Below are 16,608 nucleotides of genomic sequence, written 5' to 3'. Positions count from 1 at the left end.
CGAGAGCATTCTCCGGGAAGCATTTGGACTTCGTGAGATCCAATGTCCGCCTTGTTATTTTTTTAACAAGAAGGGTTAAAAAAAATAGAAAGTCCTCGCTTACTGTTTGAGGATAACACAAGAAAAATACCCAAACAAGGGGCAATTCCTCTGGCATAAATTATGACAGGTCAGCTGTCTCCCAAAAATAATTGGAAGACGACTGGCCTGTCAAAACACTTCTTCTTAAAAACACATTTGTATCAGAAACTTCACAAAAGTACATCCGCTTCAGGAGTTCTGGACAATACGGCCAAAGAAGACCGTCTTTCCCATGATGACAGATCCGACCGGTTTTGAATTTGACACCGCCCAGAAGAAGCAGAGATTGGTGTTTCTCTTCCCGTTCAAGACATCCAGGGCCGCCTGCCGACAGGTCTGGTACGTTCTTGATGTTCTCAAGAGCAAATCTCTCCGATCGTAAAAATACTGGAACATAACCTGGTCGTTCCACCTCCCCTTCATCCGGATCCAGGTCGGTTCAAACTGTCCGGAAGCGAAAATAACACTGTGGATAGAATTGGGGAAGTAGCTGCTGCGAACGCGGTTGAGAACCACTGAGCCGACGCCCAGCTGAACCTGATAGCCCTCTCCCCCGGCTTCACAGAAAATAATATTGGTCAGCTCATCTAAGTCCTGCTGCGAATAGCCCATCGCTTTTACCCAGTATTCCGTTCCCGCCTGTCCCTGGGCATGCGTTGTCTTCCAATCGGTTTTGCCGGAAGAACCTCCCTGATCTGAAGTTTTGCCGCTGCCCGACCCGGAATCCGTATCCTTTTTTCCTCCGGTCTGGCCCTTCTCCTGCTTTTGACCTTCCTTAGCAGCATCGGCCTCTGCCTGACGCGCAATCCGCTCGGCCTCAGCCAGTTTTCTCGCCTCGTTTCTCTTCTGCTCTGCCAAAAGGGCCTCCTGCATATCGGAAACCGCCTTGTTGGCGTCCTCCAATTCCTTCTGTGCCCCGGACAGATCTGCGTACTTTGCCTTGAGGTCATCGGACGCATTGGTAAGCAGTCCGTTTAATTCGTCACGCTGGCTGGATAATCTCGTCTGATTCTCCTGCAGAGCGTCCTGCTGCCCTGAGAGATCCGCCGACTTGGCGTCGATCTCCCTCTGAAGGTTCTCCAGTTCCCCAATCATCCTCTGCTCATACTTAGTCAGCTGGGCCGTGTAATTGAATTTGGCCAGAAAATCCGCGAAATTCTCGGAACTAAAGAGGATACTGATCAGCTCGTTGGTATCTCCAAGCTCATACATATAGCGGATCCGCAGCTTCATAGCTGCAAGCCGCTCAGATTTCTGCGCCTGCGCCTGTCCCAGTTCCTCCTGCAGATTGCTGATCTTCTGATTGTTATCATCGATCGTCTGCTGCGTCGAATGCATCTTTTCTGCCAGCGAGGACAGCTGTCCCTCCAGCCCCTGCTTGGTTTCGACCGCCTGATTTGCCTGGGACCTGGCGTCATTTACCTTGTCCTGGGCCTTTTTCTTCTCCTGCTTCAGGTCTTCCAGAGAATTCTCGGCATGAACCTGTATCCTGACAAGGGGAGCTGAGCTAACCGCAAGTCCGACTGCCAGAAGCATTGCCAGCGTTCTTGTTTTCCAATTGCTGTAAATCATAATCCCTCTCCTGTCATCTGATCCGATCATCAGACATTATACCCTATGCGAATGGGAAATGCTCTCACAGGCCACCGCTCCGCCCCTGACCACATGCAGTCTGCCGCGAAACTTGCTCTTTAAAAGGGCGATCAGCTCATTGTTGCTCTTCTCGGTCAACAGGCATTCCAAAATCAGCGAATCCTCGCCGATATCGTTGATGTCCACCTTGAAGACGCGGGCAATCTGAAAAGCCGACTGCATATCCTGAGGGCTGAGTTTGATCAGGGTCACATACATGATTTCCTTCATGTGAAGGGGCACATGGGTCAGATCCATGACCTTAATGACCTCAACCATGCTGTTAAACTGCTTCTTGATCTGCTCAAAAGTCACATCGTCAGCCAACACGGAGATGGTCATGCGGGACACATCCTCGTGCTCTGTCGTTCCGACCGTCAGACTCTGCATGTTATAGGACTTGCCCGCCAGAAGTCCCGACACCTTGGCCAGGACCCCGACCTGGTTCTCGACCAGGAGGGCAATCCAGCGCATCTTCATATCTCTTGTCATCTTGTCTCCTCACTTCAGGATCATGTCGGTCATGGGACGCCCCCCCTTGACCATGGGCAGGGCGTTGTACTCTCTGGCGATCACAAATTCAATGACCATAGGCTTCCCATCCTCCTGCGTCTGCCTTGCCTTTTTTAAGGCGGGAAGGATCTCTTCCTCTTTGGTCACCCGGATCGCCTCCACGCCATAGGCCTTTGCCCACCTGACAAAATCCGGCTCATAAGGGCCCCCGTCAGGATCGGCAAGGGTCTCGTCCGCGTGTACCCTGTGATTTAAGTTGACAATTGCGTATCTCTTGCCGTAAATGTACTCCTGCTGCTGGCGGACCATACCGAGATAGCCGTTGTTAAAAATACACACGATCACAGGGGCGTCCTCTAAAACCGCCGTCGCCATCTCCTGCATATTCATCTGAAAGCCCCCGTCCCCGGTCAGACAGATGACATTCTGATCAGGGCAGGCAATCCTGGCGCCGATCGCCGCCGGAAAGCCGAAGCCCATGGTCCCCAAACCCCCGGAGGTAAACATGCGCTTCTTCTCATTTAACGCAATGTAGGAATAGGCCCACATCTGATGCTGGCCCACGTCCGCGACAAAAATCCCCTCCGTAAATTCCCTGTTGATAGACTCCATGATGGTCTGGGGAGACATTTTCCCCTCCCGTCCGACAATCTGTAAGGGATGTTCCTGATCCCAGGACCTGATCTGCTCTAACCAGGAATCCGTGGCCAGGGGCTTGGCCCACTCCAAAAGGTGGTCTAAGGCCAGACTCGCGTCTGAAACCACAGGGACATCGACGACAACATTTCTGGAGATGGACGCCGTGTCAATATCGATATGCACAATTTTGGCACTGGGAACGAATTCCTTCAGATTGCCTGTGATCCGGTCGTTAAACCGGGTCCCGATGGAAAAGAGGACATCGCAATTGTAGAGGGCTGTGTTGGAGGCAAAGCTGCCATGCATACCGGCGTCGCCCACATAGAGCTCGTGGCCCTCGGGAAGAGTTCCCTTGCCCATGACCGTTGAGACGACCGGCACCCGCATCTTCTCCGCAAATGCCCGCAGCTTGTCACCGGCTCCGGCAATGTGAACGCCTCCGCCCGCGAGAATCACCGGCTGTTTGGCCCTCTCAAGGAGCTTGAAGGCCTTCTTGAGCTGTCCGATGTGAACCGTGTCATTGATCTTATATCCGCGGATATCCACCGCGTCCGGATACTCATCCGGGCCATAGGCCTGCTGGATATCCTTTGGAATGTCAATCAGGACAGGACCCGGCTTGCCGGAAGCCGCGATCTGAAAGGCCATTTTCAGGATCCTACCCAACTGCCTTCTGTCATGGACAGTAACGCCCCATTTGACGACAGACCGGGTCATACCGACAATATCGACTTCCTGAAAGGCGTCGTTGCCGATCAGGCTCTGAGCTACCTGGCCGGTAATGACCACAAGGGGAATGGAGTCATAGTGGGCATCGGCAATCCCTGTGATCGCGTTAGTCGCTCCGGGCCCGGAAGTCACCAGACAGACACCGACTCTCCCCTTTGCCCTGGCATAGCCCTCCGCCTCATGAACAAGCGCCTGCTCATGGCGGGGCAGAACCAGTCGAATATTGCCGGACTTATACAGCTCATCCAGAATATCTGTGATCATTCCGCCCGGATAGGCGAAAATGGTATCCACGCCCTCGTGTTCCATGGCTTTGACAAATAGTTTTCTTCCCGTGATATCCATGGTGCAGGATCTCCTTGTATCTCTTATCTTGTCAGGCTCCGCTGCGCTTTCTTTATCATCCGGCCTGTGACAGGCCCTTACGCCGACGTATCATCCCGCTGGCCTTATCCCGCGTGAAACAATCAAAATTATGACCACAGGGGATTATCGGTATGTGGTGATTCCATCGGCCTCGTCCCGCGTGAATCTGTCGTAACTATACCGGCGGATGGATCTGTATTCCTTTCCCTCAGGCTCTGCGGCGATAGCTGGTGAAATAGTACTCCGTGTCATAGTATGTCTGCTCCTCAGAAGCATCCGCGCACTCCCATTCCTCCATCTGATCGAGATTGGGAAAATGCGCGTCCGCGTCGTAGGAATAGTCTATTTTTGTGACATAGGCCAGGTCGCAGAAGGGTTCCAGCTGGCGATAGACGCTCTCTCCTCCGATGACGTAGACTTCCCGGCCGTCATAATCCTTCAGAACAGACTGCAATTCCTCAATGGAGTGGACAACGATGACCCCCTCCCTGTTAAAACGCGCGTCTCTGGTCAAAACGATATTGACCCTGTCCTTCAGGGGCATACCGTGGGGAAAGGAATCCAGGGTCTTTCTTCCCATGACAACAACCTGATGCAGCGTCGTCCTTCGAAAGAACTTCATATCCTCCGGGATTGAGATCAATAGCTTTCCCTTCTTACCGATCCCCCAGTTTCGATCGACGGCGACAATCATTTTCATACGCACACCTCTATTCTCAACGCCCGGACACCTGTTCTGTCAAAATGCTCTCTATCCATGGCCTCTCAGGCCAGATTCGCGTCGCGAGAATCCCTTTCTCCAACAGGGATTTATCCATCGGCGCCGATCCATCCTTTAACATAGAGGAATCCTTTAACACTGCTTTCGTCAGACAGCGATCGGAATGTTCTTTATCTGCGGCCCATACTGATAATCATCCAGACGGATGTCTTCTTCTGTAAACTGATAGAAATCATGAATTTCCGGGTTGAGCCAGAACTTTGGCGCCGGAAACTGCTCTCTGGAAATCAATTCCTGAACCAGGGGGATATGCCGGTCATAGATATGCGCGTCGGCAATGACATGTACCAGTTCTCCCACCTCCATATGACAGACCTGGGCCAACATATGGAGCAGGACCGCGTACTGGCAGACATTCCAGTTATTGGCCGCAAGGACGTCCTGTGACCGTTGGTTCAAGATGGCATTTAAAACCATCCTCCCGCTCTTGGGATTTTTCGTCACATTAAAGGTCATAGAGTAGGCGCAGGGATAGAGATGCATCTCATGCAGATCGTCAAAATTATACATATTGACCATAATCCGGCGGGAGAAGGGATTGTGTCTTAAGTCATAGAGTACGGCGTCGATCTGATCCATATAGACCGGACTTCCATCGGCATCTGTGTGATGCAGGTATTTTTTGCCGATCTGATATCCGTAGGCCTTGCCGATTGAACCCTCTTCATCCGCCCACTCATCCCAGACCGAAGATTTCAGGTCGCTGATATTGTTGGACTTCTTCTGCCAGATCCAGAGCATCTCATTGACGCAGGATTTGATCGCCGTGCGGCGCAGGGTGATGGCCGGAAATTCTCTCGATAAATCATAGCGGTTCACAACTCCAAAGCTCTTGATGGTATGCGCGGGCGTACCATCCTCCCAGCGGGGGCGGACTTCCATTCCTTGACTCCCGGTTCCCCGATTGATAATCTCCTCGCACATGTCGACAAAGACGCGATCTGCATAGCTCATAGACAAACCTCCTGGCCATTTGCTTGTTCCTAATTATATGGAGAAGCCGCCCTCCTGACAAGTTTTCAGGCTTCGAACCTTCGAGTGCAAAGTAGGGCAGGCGAGACCTCGAACCTTTGAGTGCAAAGTGCACTCGAATCATGAGAAAGAAGCCGTCCCTAAAGAGACGCCTCCGTCCTACAGGAGCGCGAGACGGCCCGCGGCGTCCAGTGGACGCCATGATTGCGGGCCGACCGAGCCGGCAGGCGAGACCTCGAACCTTCGAGTGCAAAGTGCACTCGAATAATGAGAAAGAAGCCGTCCCCAAGGGGGACGACTTCTTTCTCATTACCCGAGCGCGAGACGGGACTCGAACCCGCGGCCTCGACCTTGGCAAGGTCGCGCTCCACCAACTGAGCCACTCGCGCATATGCCGTCTGATCAACGACAAATGTTATACTAACGAACTTGCCCATTCTGGTCAAGCCCAAATTTTAAAATGGGAGCGAAAATGGAAGCAGTCAAGCAAGAATGCCCTCGACCAGCTTCTCTGAACAGGGTATTCTTGCTTGACATAGAGCCTGAATTTTTACTGCTGCGCTGTGTACTCTGCAAATCCACTACTCTTCAATTCTGCTTGAATGGACTCCAAATTTGCCCATTGACTACCGACGGATGTATAACCATAGGAATCTGTCTTCAAAATTGCTCTTTCGTCGACAACCTTCATATTCTCACATCCGAAATAGGTAAAGTAGGTCTTTGTGCTAGGATTATCGCTGAGGAAATACTTAACCGTCTCCGTAACCTTATAGACCGTTCTTGCACTGACAGAACCCTCATCTCCCTTTTCGCTCCTTGAACCGGAAGGAGAAAACTTGATGTAGTCCTTCTGCTTCTCCACCTGATAGGTTCTGTAATCGTCATTCTTCGTTTTTGCCTGCATATAGGTATTTGCTGCGTCAAACATATCTTTAAGTCCGGAAATTTCTGTGACTTCTTTCAGACCGCTCACCCTAACTACGATCTCATTTGTATCATCTTGAAGCTTTTTCCCCTGCTTGGCCAGATCCTCCAAAGCATCCTTTCGAATCCCGACCTTTACCGCAGTATCATTTGCCAGGCTTCCATCCAGATTCGCGTTTATATCGTAGATGGTGCTATCATACTGTACACTGCCAAACTTGTTATAGCCGATAAATTGAATGGGATACTCTTTCTGTAAATCCTCCAGAGATATCTGCTGAAATTCCTTTAATCCCTTAACTGTATACTCTTTTGTTTCACTGACAAAAGCCTTCTTGTCTCCCTCACAGACAACCGTAAATACGACTTTATCTCCATTTTTGAGATGATCCGTCTTGTCAAACCCATAGCTCACATTGTTCCGCATTACTTCTGCAGCGGCAATCTTTAGGTAATTGCCGGATCCGGATTCAAGATGCTTCGCTTGGTTCAGTGGGAGGCCTGCCTTCTTGTAAGACACCTCCATGATCTTTTCATCGAGCTTGCTCTTATTGTATTTAACCGTTCCATAACCGTCATAGCCCTCAAATTCAACCTTGAGCTCCTTGCTCAGCCTCACGGGTTGGGCGTCGATAAATGATTTCACACCCGCGCCAACAATGAGCACTATAAGGACGGCTATTATCGGAACTATAAATTTCCTGTACTTTCCAAAGAAGGTTTTTCCCTCCTGCGCATCCCTCTCTGCCGTCTGATCAAATACAGGAGGTGGCGCCGTCTTAGTCTCCGTCTGATCATCCTCAATCGGCTCTGAGCTTTCGCTTCCTTCCTTATCATCCTCTGCTATCCCAGAGTCAGCCTCCCCTGATTCAGGATTCTCGCCCTCCAACTCAGCATCCTTTGTCGGTTCCGTCTTTTCACTTTCCAACTCGCTGTCAAGCTCAGAGTCACTTGTTTTCTGCTCCGTTACATCCTCCTCAAAAAAATTTTGCTTACCCTCTTCCATATTACAACCCCTTTCCGGTCCCCTCTTGTAAAATCCATGGACCCTAAGATGAAATGTAAATAAGGAGAGTTAGTATGATTTCCCCACTTTTCACTCAAATTTGAAAAATCTCCTTCTCCCCCTCAACTCATGTGTATTTTATCACATTTTGGACATATTTTCACATTCTTTATACCGCCACCCCCTCTCATACCGGGGAGTATCCGATCGGCCAATCCAGTTGGCATTTCATAAGAAATATCCTGGCCCGTATTCCACACCGGCAGAAGAAATCTGTGGCCGGTGGACTAAAGTCCATTTGTCTGGCGCCCGATGACACCGTTGCCAGAGAAAGAGCCGAAGCCTTCATTGAAAAATACCGAAAACGTTTCTCAGAGGCCGTACACTGTCTGGAAGATTCGCTGACAGCACTGTTAAACCAAACCATCGCCTGAAATTCTACACACCTCAATGACGACTTTCGCAAACACTACTTGATACTATGTTCTCAAGGAGTGTTGCACTTAACCTGAGAATCTTACCTCAGATTTACTCAACAGATTTCAGTGACTCCACCATATCAATTTTTGTTGCCTTGCCCGCAACCAGTAAATTAATAAGCAGGGAGCTTCCAACTGCAATCACTGCAGCAATCAAATATGACTTCCACGAAATATAAGGAGAATATTCTATGGCTGTTGTTGAGACAGTCTTTACGTAAATTTTAAGAAAACACCATCCGATTATGGTTCCAAATAACCATCCAATTATGATGTGAATAACATTCCCCTTTATAATCAGCGACTTAATTTCCTGATTATAAGAACCCAGCACACGAAGTGTAGCATATTCTCTATAGCGTTCTGTAAAATTCAGCAATCCAAGATTATACAGGATAACCACACTAAGCAATATAGCCGCCGCAATCAGGAGAACAATCACTCCATGAACACTTTCAATAATTTTTTTTGCCTCGGAGTACTGTTCGTCAAGTCGAATTTTCCCATTGACAGCGACCATTTTTTCCACATTTTCGATATTACGGCTTTTACCAGCCAGCAACGTATTCGGCATAAATGAATTTCCCAAAGATTCCCAATAAGTTCTGGACATAAAAATACCCTGTGGACTATTTACATCCTCAATGCTGCTCACCTTCACACACATCTGCTTTCCGCCAGCCAATATACTGATGAACTGATTTGGAGATGTATGCAAATCTTTTGCAGCATTCTGTGAAAGAACAACTCCGTCCCCTGGAAGAGCAATCGCCCCCCCATTTTCAGCACGAAGCGTCATATAATATCCCTTATCTAAAACAACAACATTTTCCAAACAGGTAGCACCTGCATTCCCCGTCTCACAAGACAGTTCTGTAATCCACTGATATTGATTATCCAGTTCGTCTTCTACCTTTGCTTTATCTTTTTCAACCAAAGATGTATCTAATTTAAATTTTTCATAATAAGTATACTGCTGTCTATAAATTTTTCGATTCGTCTCATTAATCGAGTCCTGCAAGCCGAAGCTTGCCATCAGAAGTGTTAGACTTCCAAACACTCCTATAATCCCCACCATAGTGCGAATCTTATTATCTCCGGCATCGCGAAGAATCCAGCGCCAATCGAAGCTCAAACTATCCCATAAAAAACGGATATTTTCGAGCCAAACCTTCTTCCAGCTATGACCTTCATCATTTCTCAATAATGCGGCAGGTGCTTCTTTTACAATGGCCCCTGAAGATATCCAGGCCGCTAACGTACAGATCACGGCAAGAAGGATCACCAACCCAATGGACCAGACAGAATTCTGCGCCTTCCATTCAGGCAAACTAAAAAAATCCTTTTGTAAATCCAATAAAACAGGTGTAATGGTATATGGGGCAAGTTCATATCCAAGAATAGCCCCAGAAATACTGACCAGAAATCCATATAAAGCAAAGTGAATTTTTATCTGGATCCCATGAAATCCGAGAGCTTTCAAAGTACCGATCTGCGTCCTCTGTTTTCTCACAATTCTTGTCATTGTTGTGTAAATTGTGAGAAGTGCTAGCAGGAAAAAAATTATCGAAAACATAATTGACATTTTTCTAATCTGCTGAATTTTATTCCTAAACTGGGACACTGTGGCGAATTCGCCTCTGTCATAAGCACCAAGATATTTTCCACTCAATTCCGTATGAATATCTGCCTTCAACTGATGAATGTCCGAACCGGATTTTACTGTTATTTTCATCTGGTTCCACGAACCATTCGAAACAATCTGATCCATTGTATTTTGTGAGACAAACCCAAACGTATACTTTTCATGATCAGGAGCCATAGCCGTTGAGGATCCTGTATAGTAAATAAATTCCGGATCATATCCGATTCCCTTTACCTCGATTTCTTTTTTCCCCTTATCTCCATATAGACAAATCCTGTCACCAATTTTAATGTTCTTCTTTGAAGCATATTCCGCATCCAGCCAAATCCCTTCTGCATCACACTCATATGGTTCTCCCTGTACAATTTGGGGTTGAGAAACCTCGTTGCTCTCATCTGCGGTAAGGCAAATATGTACATCTGACTCCTGATCCAAATAGACGCTTTTTACCGTTGCGAGTTGTACCTGATCGATTGCTTCTAATTCTTGAATTTTTTCTGCGTCTCGTTTCTCGAGACCGGAGACATTCACCCAAATATCAGCCAGTTTACTGCCCGAGAAGTAAGATATTCTCTCCTGCTCCATCCCATTCCAGACACCTTCAATTCCAGAATAAATCAGCATGCCAAGTGCACACATGATAAAAATTGATATAAATTGAGCCTTCATGCGCCACATGTCACGCATCATTTTTTTTAACAGAATCCACATTACCACTTCACCTCATCAACTGTTAACGGTTTTTTATTCTGCTCTATAGACTCTATTTTCCCATCCTTTAAATGAATGACACTGTCCGCACAAAGTGCAATTGATGCATTATGTGTAACAATAATCACTGTCTTTTTATACTTCCTGGCCATTTTGACCATCAATTTCAGAATAGTCTGCCCCGTCATACTATCCAGTGCGCCTGTTGGCTCATCACATAAAAGAATATCTGGATTTTTACAGAGCGCCCTTGCAATAGAAAGCCGTTGCAATTCTCCTCCAGATAATTCACTCGGAAAATATCTGCTTCTCTTTCCAAGACCAACGTCGTTAATCATTTCCTTCGGATCAAAAGACTGATTATTCATTTTCTGAACAATGCTGACATTTTCCAATGCGTTCAGCGATGGAATAAGATTATAAAACTGGAAAACAAAACCTATTTTCTTTCGTCTATATTCAGTTAAAGCGTATTCCGAAAGTTTTGCTATGTTACTCCCGAATACTGTAATTTTTCCCTCAGACGGACGATCCATCCCCCCCATCAGGTTTAACAGTGTGCTTTTCCCAGAACCGCTTGGCCCAAGTACTACCGTAACCTTCTCGCTCTCAATCTCAAAACTCACATCATCCAAAGCATTTACGAAACCGCGTCCAACCTTATATGTTTTAGTCACATGTTCAAACATCAATGCTTTCATCTTCTTTGCTTTCCTTTGCTCTTGTGCGTTCTCTATTTCATAGAGCTAATACTTCCTCATTCACATTTTCACATCAAATAATCGCTTGATAATTTCTTTGATCATCGATGATTCCGATATCATATATTCAATTTTTTGTTCGGGAGCAATCTGGTTTATGTTGCTGAATAGACCTGCAACAAAAAGACGGGAAAAGAAAGCAGGATTCTCACATTTGCATTCACCACTCTGATTTCCCATCTCTATCATCTCTGCCACAAATGGGATCAGCTTTTCCCCAATCTCAATAAAAATCCGAGCGTGAATTTCTCCATTTTTCGCAGTCATCATTTCAAGAAACAACTTTGATTCACGATTTGCAGCTGTAATAAAAACATTGAAAACTGCATCTATTTTTCTCATCAGAGCATCATCTCTATTAACTACTTCTCTGATTGCTCCCATAATCTGATCAGCATACTGTTTCGCAACAGCTTCCATAACTTCCTCTTTAGATTTGAAATAATAGTAAAATAGCCCCTGCGCAACTCCAATCTGACTCACGATATCCTTAATCTGTGTTTCCTTATAACCATTCTGTTCGAACAATCTGCGGGCAGTCGATACTATTTCTGCTTTTCTTTCTTCTGGATCTTTCGTTACTCTCATTTATAATCTTCCTTTTTACTGACTGACTTAAGTCAGTAATAAATTATTACCTTTCATTCATTCTGTCAAGTCCCCAATTTATTTCCATGCATAAAATGGAATCGATATTATGCCCCAGTTGGCATTTCTTCCAGGTTATCAGATAATAGACGCATCCAAATGCACTGGCAAGGAGGTAACATGGCTGACTTGATTGAATACATCCGCTGGCGGGGGGATCTGACTTTTTCTGAAAGACCCTTTAATGACGTAGACAATCTGGTTCTCTCACAGATTGCCTATCATGCCTTCGACGGCATTATTCCCTCCCCTGGTCAGGGACAGATCTCCCTGCAGGAGGCGGCAGATCTCTTCCTGGAGCATCCGGAGCGGGGCGCCATTCCCGGTCAGGACCAGAGCCAGAACAACTGTTTCCTAAAAGAAACCGCTGCCTGTCCCCGCTTTCGCCAGGTTCTGGTCAGCGATTTTGTCAACGACATCTCCGACTATTGCAATAACCGAATGCAGTTTTCAGCCCTCTGCTACCATTTACCGGACGACAGTCATTACTGCGCCTTTCGCGGCACTGATGACACTGTCGTTGGCTGGCGGGAGGACTTCATGTTTTCCTATGAGATTACCAACGCCCAGAAAGAGGCGGCCTTCTATCTGGCATCACGCGTTACGGAAAATCCAGATGCTCTCTGGCGGGTCGGCGGTCACTCCAAGGGAGGGACTCTGGCTGTCTACGCAGCCACCAATCTCGTCGCAGACCTCCAGGATCGGATTGACTCTGTCTACTCGAACGACGGCCCGGGGATTCCGGAGGAATTCTCGAATCGAGAGGGACAGGCTCGCATCCAGAAACGCATCCATAAGTTCACGCCCACCTATGGCATGATCGGCATGCTCCTGGAAGATCCGGACACAATACGATATCCTGCCAAAGCACAGGAGGAAGGCTCTCTGACGATCGTCAAAAGTTCTGCCAGGGATATCGTTCAGCACTGGGCACTTTCCTGGCAGGTTGAAGGCGACCACTTCCAGACCGCACTCGATCAGCAGCCCAGGGTTAAACACCTGAACCGCGTCTTTGATCGCTGGATTCGCTCGGCCAGTTTTGAAGAGCGCCAGGCCTTCATCAGAACTCTTTTCGACTCTATGAATGAGGTCGGCTCCAATGTCTCCGACCTTCTCAAGAGCCCGATCCAGGTTGGCAATATTGTCCTCGGACATATGAGAGATGCCGACTCTTTGACACAATCAGCCATTCGAAAGTTCTTCGATAGTCTGGGCCACGAGAACCAGAGGCAGTTGTTGGAGGGCTTGCAGCAGACGCAGAAGAATCTTTTGAAAAGACTTGGCATCACGGGTGGCGACAACAATCTCTCAGATCAGCAGAAAAGCGACTAAATCATTTCCGGCGAATAGAGGATATTATTGCATCCGGTCTTCTCGTTCCAGACCAACTGGCAGTCAATTCCGAAGAGTTCCCTGATGCGATCAGGAAGCAGAGTCTCCTCCGGGCTTCCTGACGCGACGACATGTCCCTGCCTCATCAAAATCACCTGATCACAGTAGGTCGCCGCGATATTCAGATCATGAATGCTGGAGAGGACGGTCAGCTTCTGCCTCTTTAAGATGTTCATAATCTGATACTGATAGCCGATATCCAGATGGTTGATCGGCTCGTCTAAAATGATAAAGCTGGCCTCCTGCGCCAGCGCCCTGGCAATTAAGGCCCTCTGCTTCTCTCCTCCTGACAGGGACAGAAAGTGCCGCTTTTCGTACCCCTTCAGCCCCATCCCCTCGATACAGTCAAGAACCACTCTCTGATCTTCTGCGGAACTGCCTCCCAAAGCCTTCTGGTGGGAGAAACGCCCAAGCAGAACCATTTCATACACTGACAGGTCAAACTCGATATTATTTTCCTGCTGCATGACCGCCATGCGGTGGGCCCTCTGCCGGTTGGACATCTGATCGACTCTGTGTCCGTCCAGATAGACCACACCCCGATCCGCCTTAAGTACCTGATAGATATTCTTGAGCAGGGTTGACTTTCCACAGCCATTCGGCCCGACAATCCCGACGAAACTTCCCGGCCGAATCCGCAGATCAATATCCTCGATAATCTGCCTTCGATCCATGGAATAGGACAGTCCCTCCACCAGGAGCTTCAAATCCCCCTTGTCTGTCTCTCTCATTTCCCTTATCCTCCTATCCAGCTTCCTCGTCTTTTCTTTTTTGCTAGGACTGAGACCTCTTGATCAGGTAGAGGAAAAAGGGAGCTCCAAAGAAGGCGGACACAACGCCGATGGGCAATTCTTCCGGACGAATCAGTGTTCTGGAGAGCAGATCCGCCAGAACCATAAAAGAGCCTCCCAGCAAGATGGAAGCCGGAATCAGACGGCTGTGCTTACTTCCCACGACAGATCTGGTCATATGGGGAACCGTCAGACCGACAAAGCCGATCACTCCGCTGATAGAGACTATCACCCCGGTCAACGCGGTTGCCACAATAATAATCACGCGCTTGATCCGGGCCGTATTCACTCCCAGGGTTGTCGCGGTTTCATCTCCCAGCATCAAAGTATCCAGGCTGCGATGCATCATAAGGATCAGCAGGCAGCAGATGACAAACGCGCACATGGCGTAGGCAAGCCGGATCCAGTTGGCTCCGCTCAAAGATCCCATCAACCAGTACTGTGCTGTCTTCACCTTATCGGACCCGCTCTGGTGGGTATAAATCATCAAATTGGTCAAAGCTCCGAAGAGAGCTGACACGGCAATGCCCGCCAGAATCAGATTCGTCGCCGTAAGGACATTTTTCATCCTGGCAATGCCAAGCGCCAGAAGCATGGCCAAAAGCGCTCCGATGAAGGCACCGCACATAGTTGCATAATAACCCAGGAAGGAGAGATAGCCATACATAATGACGGAGACCGCCCCCGCAGACGCCCCATGTGAAATCCCAAGGACAAAGGGATCTGCCAGAGGGTTCTTCGTCAAGGCCTGCATGACAATCCCGCAGAGTGTTAAACCGGCTCCTACAATCCACGCTGTAAAGATACGCGGCAGACGGATGTTCCAGATAATTGACCTGGTGCTCTCCTCCCATGTGACAGGGACAACTGCATGTCCTGTCAGCTGATTTATGACAACTCCCCGAATGGTCGACGGATCAATAGATACGCTTCCCCACGCAATTGCGATAAAAATGGAAACTGCCAGGAGCAGAAGCATGACAACAATAAAAATCGAAAAAGCCACCCCTCCTTCCAGGGGAAATATCGTTTTTCTCTTGCTCATGACCTCTCCTCAACAGCAGCCAATCAATACATATGAATAAAAGATCAATGGAACTTATCCGGATAGAACTGCTTCGCCATAATTTTAATGGCATTTGCAGAGCCCGCAGAACCCTGCATATCGGCACAGCAGGCGCTGTATATCTTGCCTTCTCTTACTGCCCGCAGGTTCTTCGTAGCCTCATTGGTCTTCAGAAAATTGATCTTCTCCTCGGTATCATGGTTGTAGTCCAAAACCAAAATGACGTCTGGATCGCGCTGTACCACCTCTTCCCAGGAGGGAGTTGCCCAGCCCTTATTAATATCATCAAAGATAGACAGACCTCCAGCCTTCTTGATCATATCGCCCGGAATTCCCTGGCAGGCAGTGAAGGGAGCGTCCTGACCGGAGTCATAGACGAAGACGGAAACCGGCTTCTGATACGCCTCATTTCCCAGACTCGTATGAACCTGGTCGATGGTCTTTTTCATCTCTTCCACACGCTCTTTGGCCTTATCGGACACGCCGAAGACATGTCCCAGAACATCATAATCCTGATAGAGATCTTCCATGGTCGCAGAGTCTGAACAGCAATAGGGGAAATAAGGAATGATGTGATTTTGCAGACACCAATCCACTGAGAAATGGTTCTCCGAGAAAAGAGAATCCCAGCCCATCATAAAATCCGGTTTCAGATCCAGAATCTGCTCCTTGGAGGCACTGCTTAAATTGGAGCCATCTTCCAGGACCTTGTTGAGAGAGTCCCTGGCCGGGAACTCGCTGACCGTAGACAAGCAGGCCCCTCTGGTATATCCGGCAATGTGATCCTGAAGCCCCAGATCCAGGAAAATATCGGTCATCTGATCTCCGTCTAAAAGAACCCGCTTCGGGGCGGAAGTAAACGTTTCCTTGATATTCTGCCCGATGCCAGACCTCTCCAGATTCAGAGTGATCGTATAGGGCTCGTACTTGCGATTAGCCTCATCGGTAGAAACGGACTTCTCCTGATCACTGACCTGATAGCTGTCCCCTTTGGATCCGGTCACTGTCTTGCTGCCACTGCCGCAGGCAGAAAACAATAACATACTACCACAGAGCGCAGTAAGTCCAATCGTCTTCATAACTCTCATCTGATGAATCCCTCCTTATTAAAAACAGCTTTCCCTATTCTAACACAGGAAAGAATCTTTTGCGGAGACCTCGAACCTTCGAGTGCAAAGTGCACTCGAATCATGAGAAAGAAGCCGCCCTAAAGAGACTCCTCCGTCCTACAGGAGCGCGAGACGGCCCGCGGCGTCCAGTGGACGCCATGATTGCGGGCCGACCGAGCCGGCAGGCGAGACCTCGAACCTTCGAGTGCAAAGTGCACTCGAATAATGAGGAAGAAGCCGTCCCTAAAGGGGACGACTTCTTCCTCATTACCCGAGCGCGAGACGGGACTCGAACCCGCGGCCTCGACCTTGGCAAGGTCGCGCTCCACCAACTGAGCCACTCGCGCATATGCCGTCTGA

The 16,608-nt window shown here is 48.3% G+C and carries 14 protein-coding genes and 2 tRNA genes; 2 read left to right on the top strand and 14 right to left on the bottom strand.

The window, feature by feature from the left end; genetic code table 11:
• Positions 1-270 precede the first annotated feature (270 nt).
• The 7 genes from HMPREF1508_RS05755 to HMPREF1508_RS05725 form a co-directional block, all read right to left on the bottom strand.
• A complete protein-coding gene (locus tag HMPREF1508_RS05755) occupies positions 271-1,653 on the bottom strand; it encodes a cell wall hydrolase (protein ID WP_044960256.1) in 1,383 nt (460 codons plus the stop codon).
• 36 nt (positions 1,654-1,689) lie between these two features.
• Positions 1,690-2,205 carry an acetolactate synthase small subunit gene (ilvN, locus tag HMPREF1508_RS05750; RefSeq protein WP_006906434.1) on the bottom strand — a complete coding sequence of 172 codons (516 nt, stop codon included), beginning with the start codon at positions 2,203-2,205 and terminating at the stop codon, positions 1,690-1,692.
• 9 nt (positions 2,206-2,214) lie between these two features.
• Positions 2,215-3,939: a biosynthetic-type acetolactate synthase large subunit gene (ilvB, locus tag HMPREF1508_RS05745; protein WP_044960254.1), complete on the bottom strand. Its 1,725-nt coding sequence runs from the start codon at positions 3,937-3,939 to the stop codon at positions 2,215-2,217.
• Positions 3,940-4,168: 229 nt separating this feature from the next.
• Positions 4,169-4,660 (bottom strand): dihydrofolate reductase, encoded by a 492-nt coding sequence (locus HMPREF1508_RS05740; protein WP_044960252.1) that lies wholly within the window; start codon positions 4,658-4,660, stop codon positions 4,169-4,171.
• A 168-nt stretch (positions 4,661-4,828) separates the two neighbouring features.
• Positions 4,829-5,695, bottom strand: coding sequence for a thymidylate synthase (thyA, locus tag HMPREF1508_RS05735; RefSeq protein ID WP_044960250.1), 867 nt, complete (start codon positions 5,693-5,695; stop codon positions 4,829-4,831).
• Between the two features lie 334 nt (positions 5,696-6,029).
• Positions 6,030-6,102: transfer RNA gene (locus HMPREF1508_RS05730), tRNA-Gly, on the bottom strand.
• A 161-nt stretch (positions 6,103-6,263) separates the two neighbouring features.
• Positions 6,264-7,646: a hypothetical protein gene (locus HMPREF1508_RS05725; RefSeq protein WP_044960248.1), complete on the bottom strand. Its 1,383-nt coding sequence runs from the start codon at positions 7,644-7,646 to the stop codon at positions 6,264-6,266.
• A 131-nt stretch (positions 7,647-7,777) separates the two neighbouring features.
• Here HMPREF1508_RS05725 and HMPREF1508_RS10200 point away from each other — a divergent pair, with 131 nt between their 5' ends.
• Positions 7,778-8,080 carry a transposase gene (locus HMPREF1508_RS10200; protein ID WP_198015589.1) on the top strand — a complete coding sequence of 101 codons (303 nt, stop codon included), beginning with the start codon at positions 7,778-7,780 and terminating at the stop codon, positions 8,078-8,080.
• A gap of 94 nt (positions 8,081-8,174) precedes the next feature.
• Here HMPREF1508_RS10200 and HMPREF1508_RS05720 read toward each other — a convergent pair whose 3' ends face one another.
• Genes HMPREF1508_RS05720 through HMPREF1508_RS05710 form a run of 3 tightly spaced genes read right to left on the bottom strand, consistent with a single transcriptional unit; the run spans position 8,175 to position 11,830 of the window.
• Positions 8,175-10,481, bottom strand: coding sequence for an ABC transporter permease (locus HMPREF1508_RS05720; protein WP_044960246.1), 2,307 nt, complete (start codon positions 10,479-10,481; stop codon positions 8,175-8,177).
• Complete coding sequence (locus HMPREF1508_RS05715) at positions 10,481-11,182, bottom strand: ABC transporter ATP-binding protein (protein WP_006906441.1); 702 nt, start codon at positions 11,180-11,182, stop codon at positions 10,481-10,483. Before HMPREF1508_RS05715 ends, HMPREF1508_RS05720 begins: the two co-directional genes overlap by 1 nt.
• Before the next feature lie 60 nt (positions 11,183-11,242).
• Complete coding sequence (locus HMPREF1508_RS05710; RefSeq protein ID WP_044960245.1) at positions 11,243-11,830, bottom strand: TetR/AcrR family transcriptional regulator; 588 nt, start codon at positions 11,828-11,830, stop codon at positions 11,243-11,245.
• A 180-nt stretch (positions 11,831-12,010) separates the two neighbouring features.
• On the opposite strand from HMPREF1508_RS05710, the gene HMPREF1508_RS05705 reads away from it, so the two are divergent.
• Positions 12,011-13,222 carry an Mbeg1-like protein gene (locus HMPREF1508_RS05705; protein WP_044960244.1) on the top strand — a complete coding sequence of 404 codons (1,212 nt, stop codon included), beginning with the start codon at positions 12,011-12,013 and terminating at the stop codon, positions 13,220-13,222.
• On the opposite strand, the gene HMPREF1508_RS05700 is transcribed toward HMPREF1508_RS05705, so the two are convergent.
• From HMPREF1508_RS05700 to HMPREF1508_RS05685, 4 genes are all read right to left on the bottom strand, one after another.
• The gene (locus HMPREF1508_RS05700) at positions 13,219-14,013 is read right to left on the bottom strand and encodes an ABC transporter ATP-binding protein (RefSeq protein WP_044960243.1); all 795 of its coding nucleotides are present in this window, start codon (positions 14,011-14,013) and stop codon (positions 13,219-13,221) included. The two genes, HMPREF1508_RS05705 and HMPREF1508_RS05700, sit on opposite strands and share 4 nt — an antisense overlap.
• Positions 14,014-14,056: 43 nt before the next feature.
• Positions 14,057-15,118: a FecCD family ABC transporter permease gene (locus HMPREF1508_RS05695; protein WP_044960242.1), complete on the bottom strand. Its 1,062-nt coding sequence runs from the start codon at positions 15,116-15,118 to the stop codon at positions 14,057-14,059.
• Between the two features lie 44 nt (positions 15,119-15,162).
• A complete protein-coding gene (locus HMPREF1508_RS05690; protein ID WP_156923190.1) occupies positions 15,163-16,227 on the bottom strand; it encodes an ABC transporter substrate-binding protein in 1,065 nt (354 codons plus the stop codon).
• A 295-nt stretch (positions 16,228-16,522) separates the two neighbouring features.
• Positions 16,523-16,595: transfer RNA gene (locus tag HMPREF1508_RS05685), tRNA-Gly, on the bottom strand.
• Positions 16,596-16,608: the final 13 nt, after the last annotated feature.

Origin of the sequence: Shuttleworthella sp. MSX8B, from assembly GCF_000524295.1 — a bacterium.
GTDB lineage: Bacteria > Bacillota > Clostridia > Lachnospirales > Lachnospiraceae > Shuttleworthia > Shuttleworthia satelles.
Note: the sequence above shows the minus strand (reverse complement) of the source record. Positions and strands in the feature narration are given on the sequence as shown.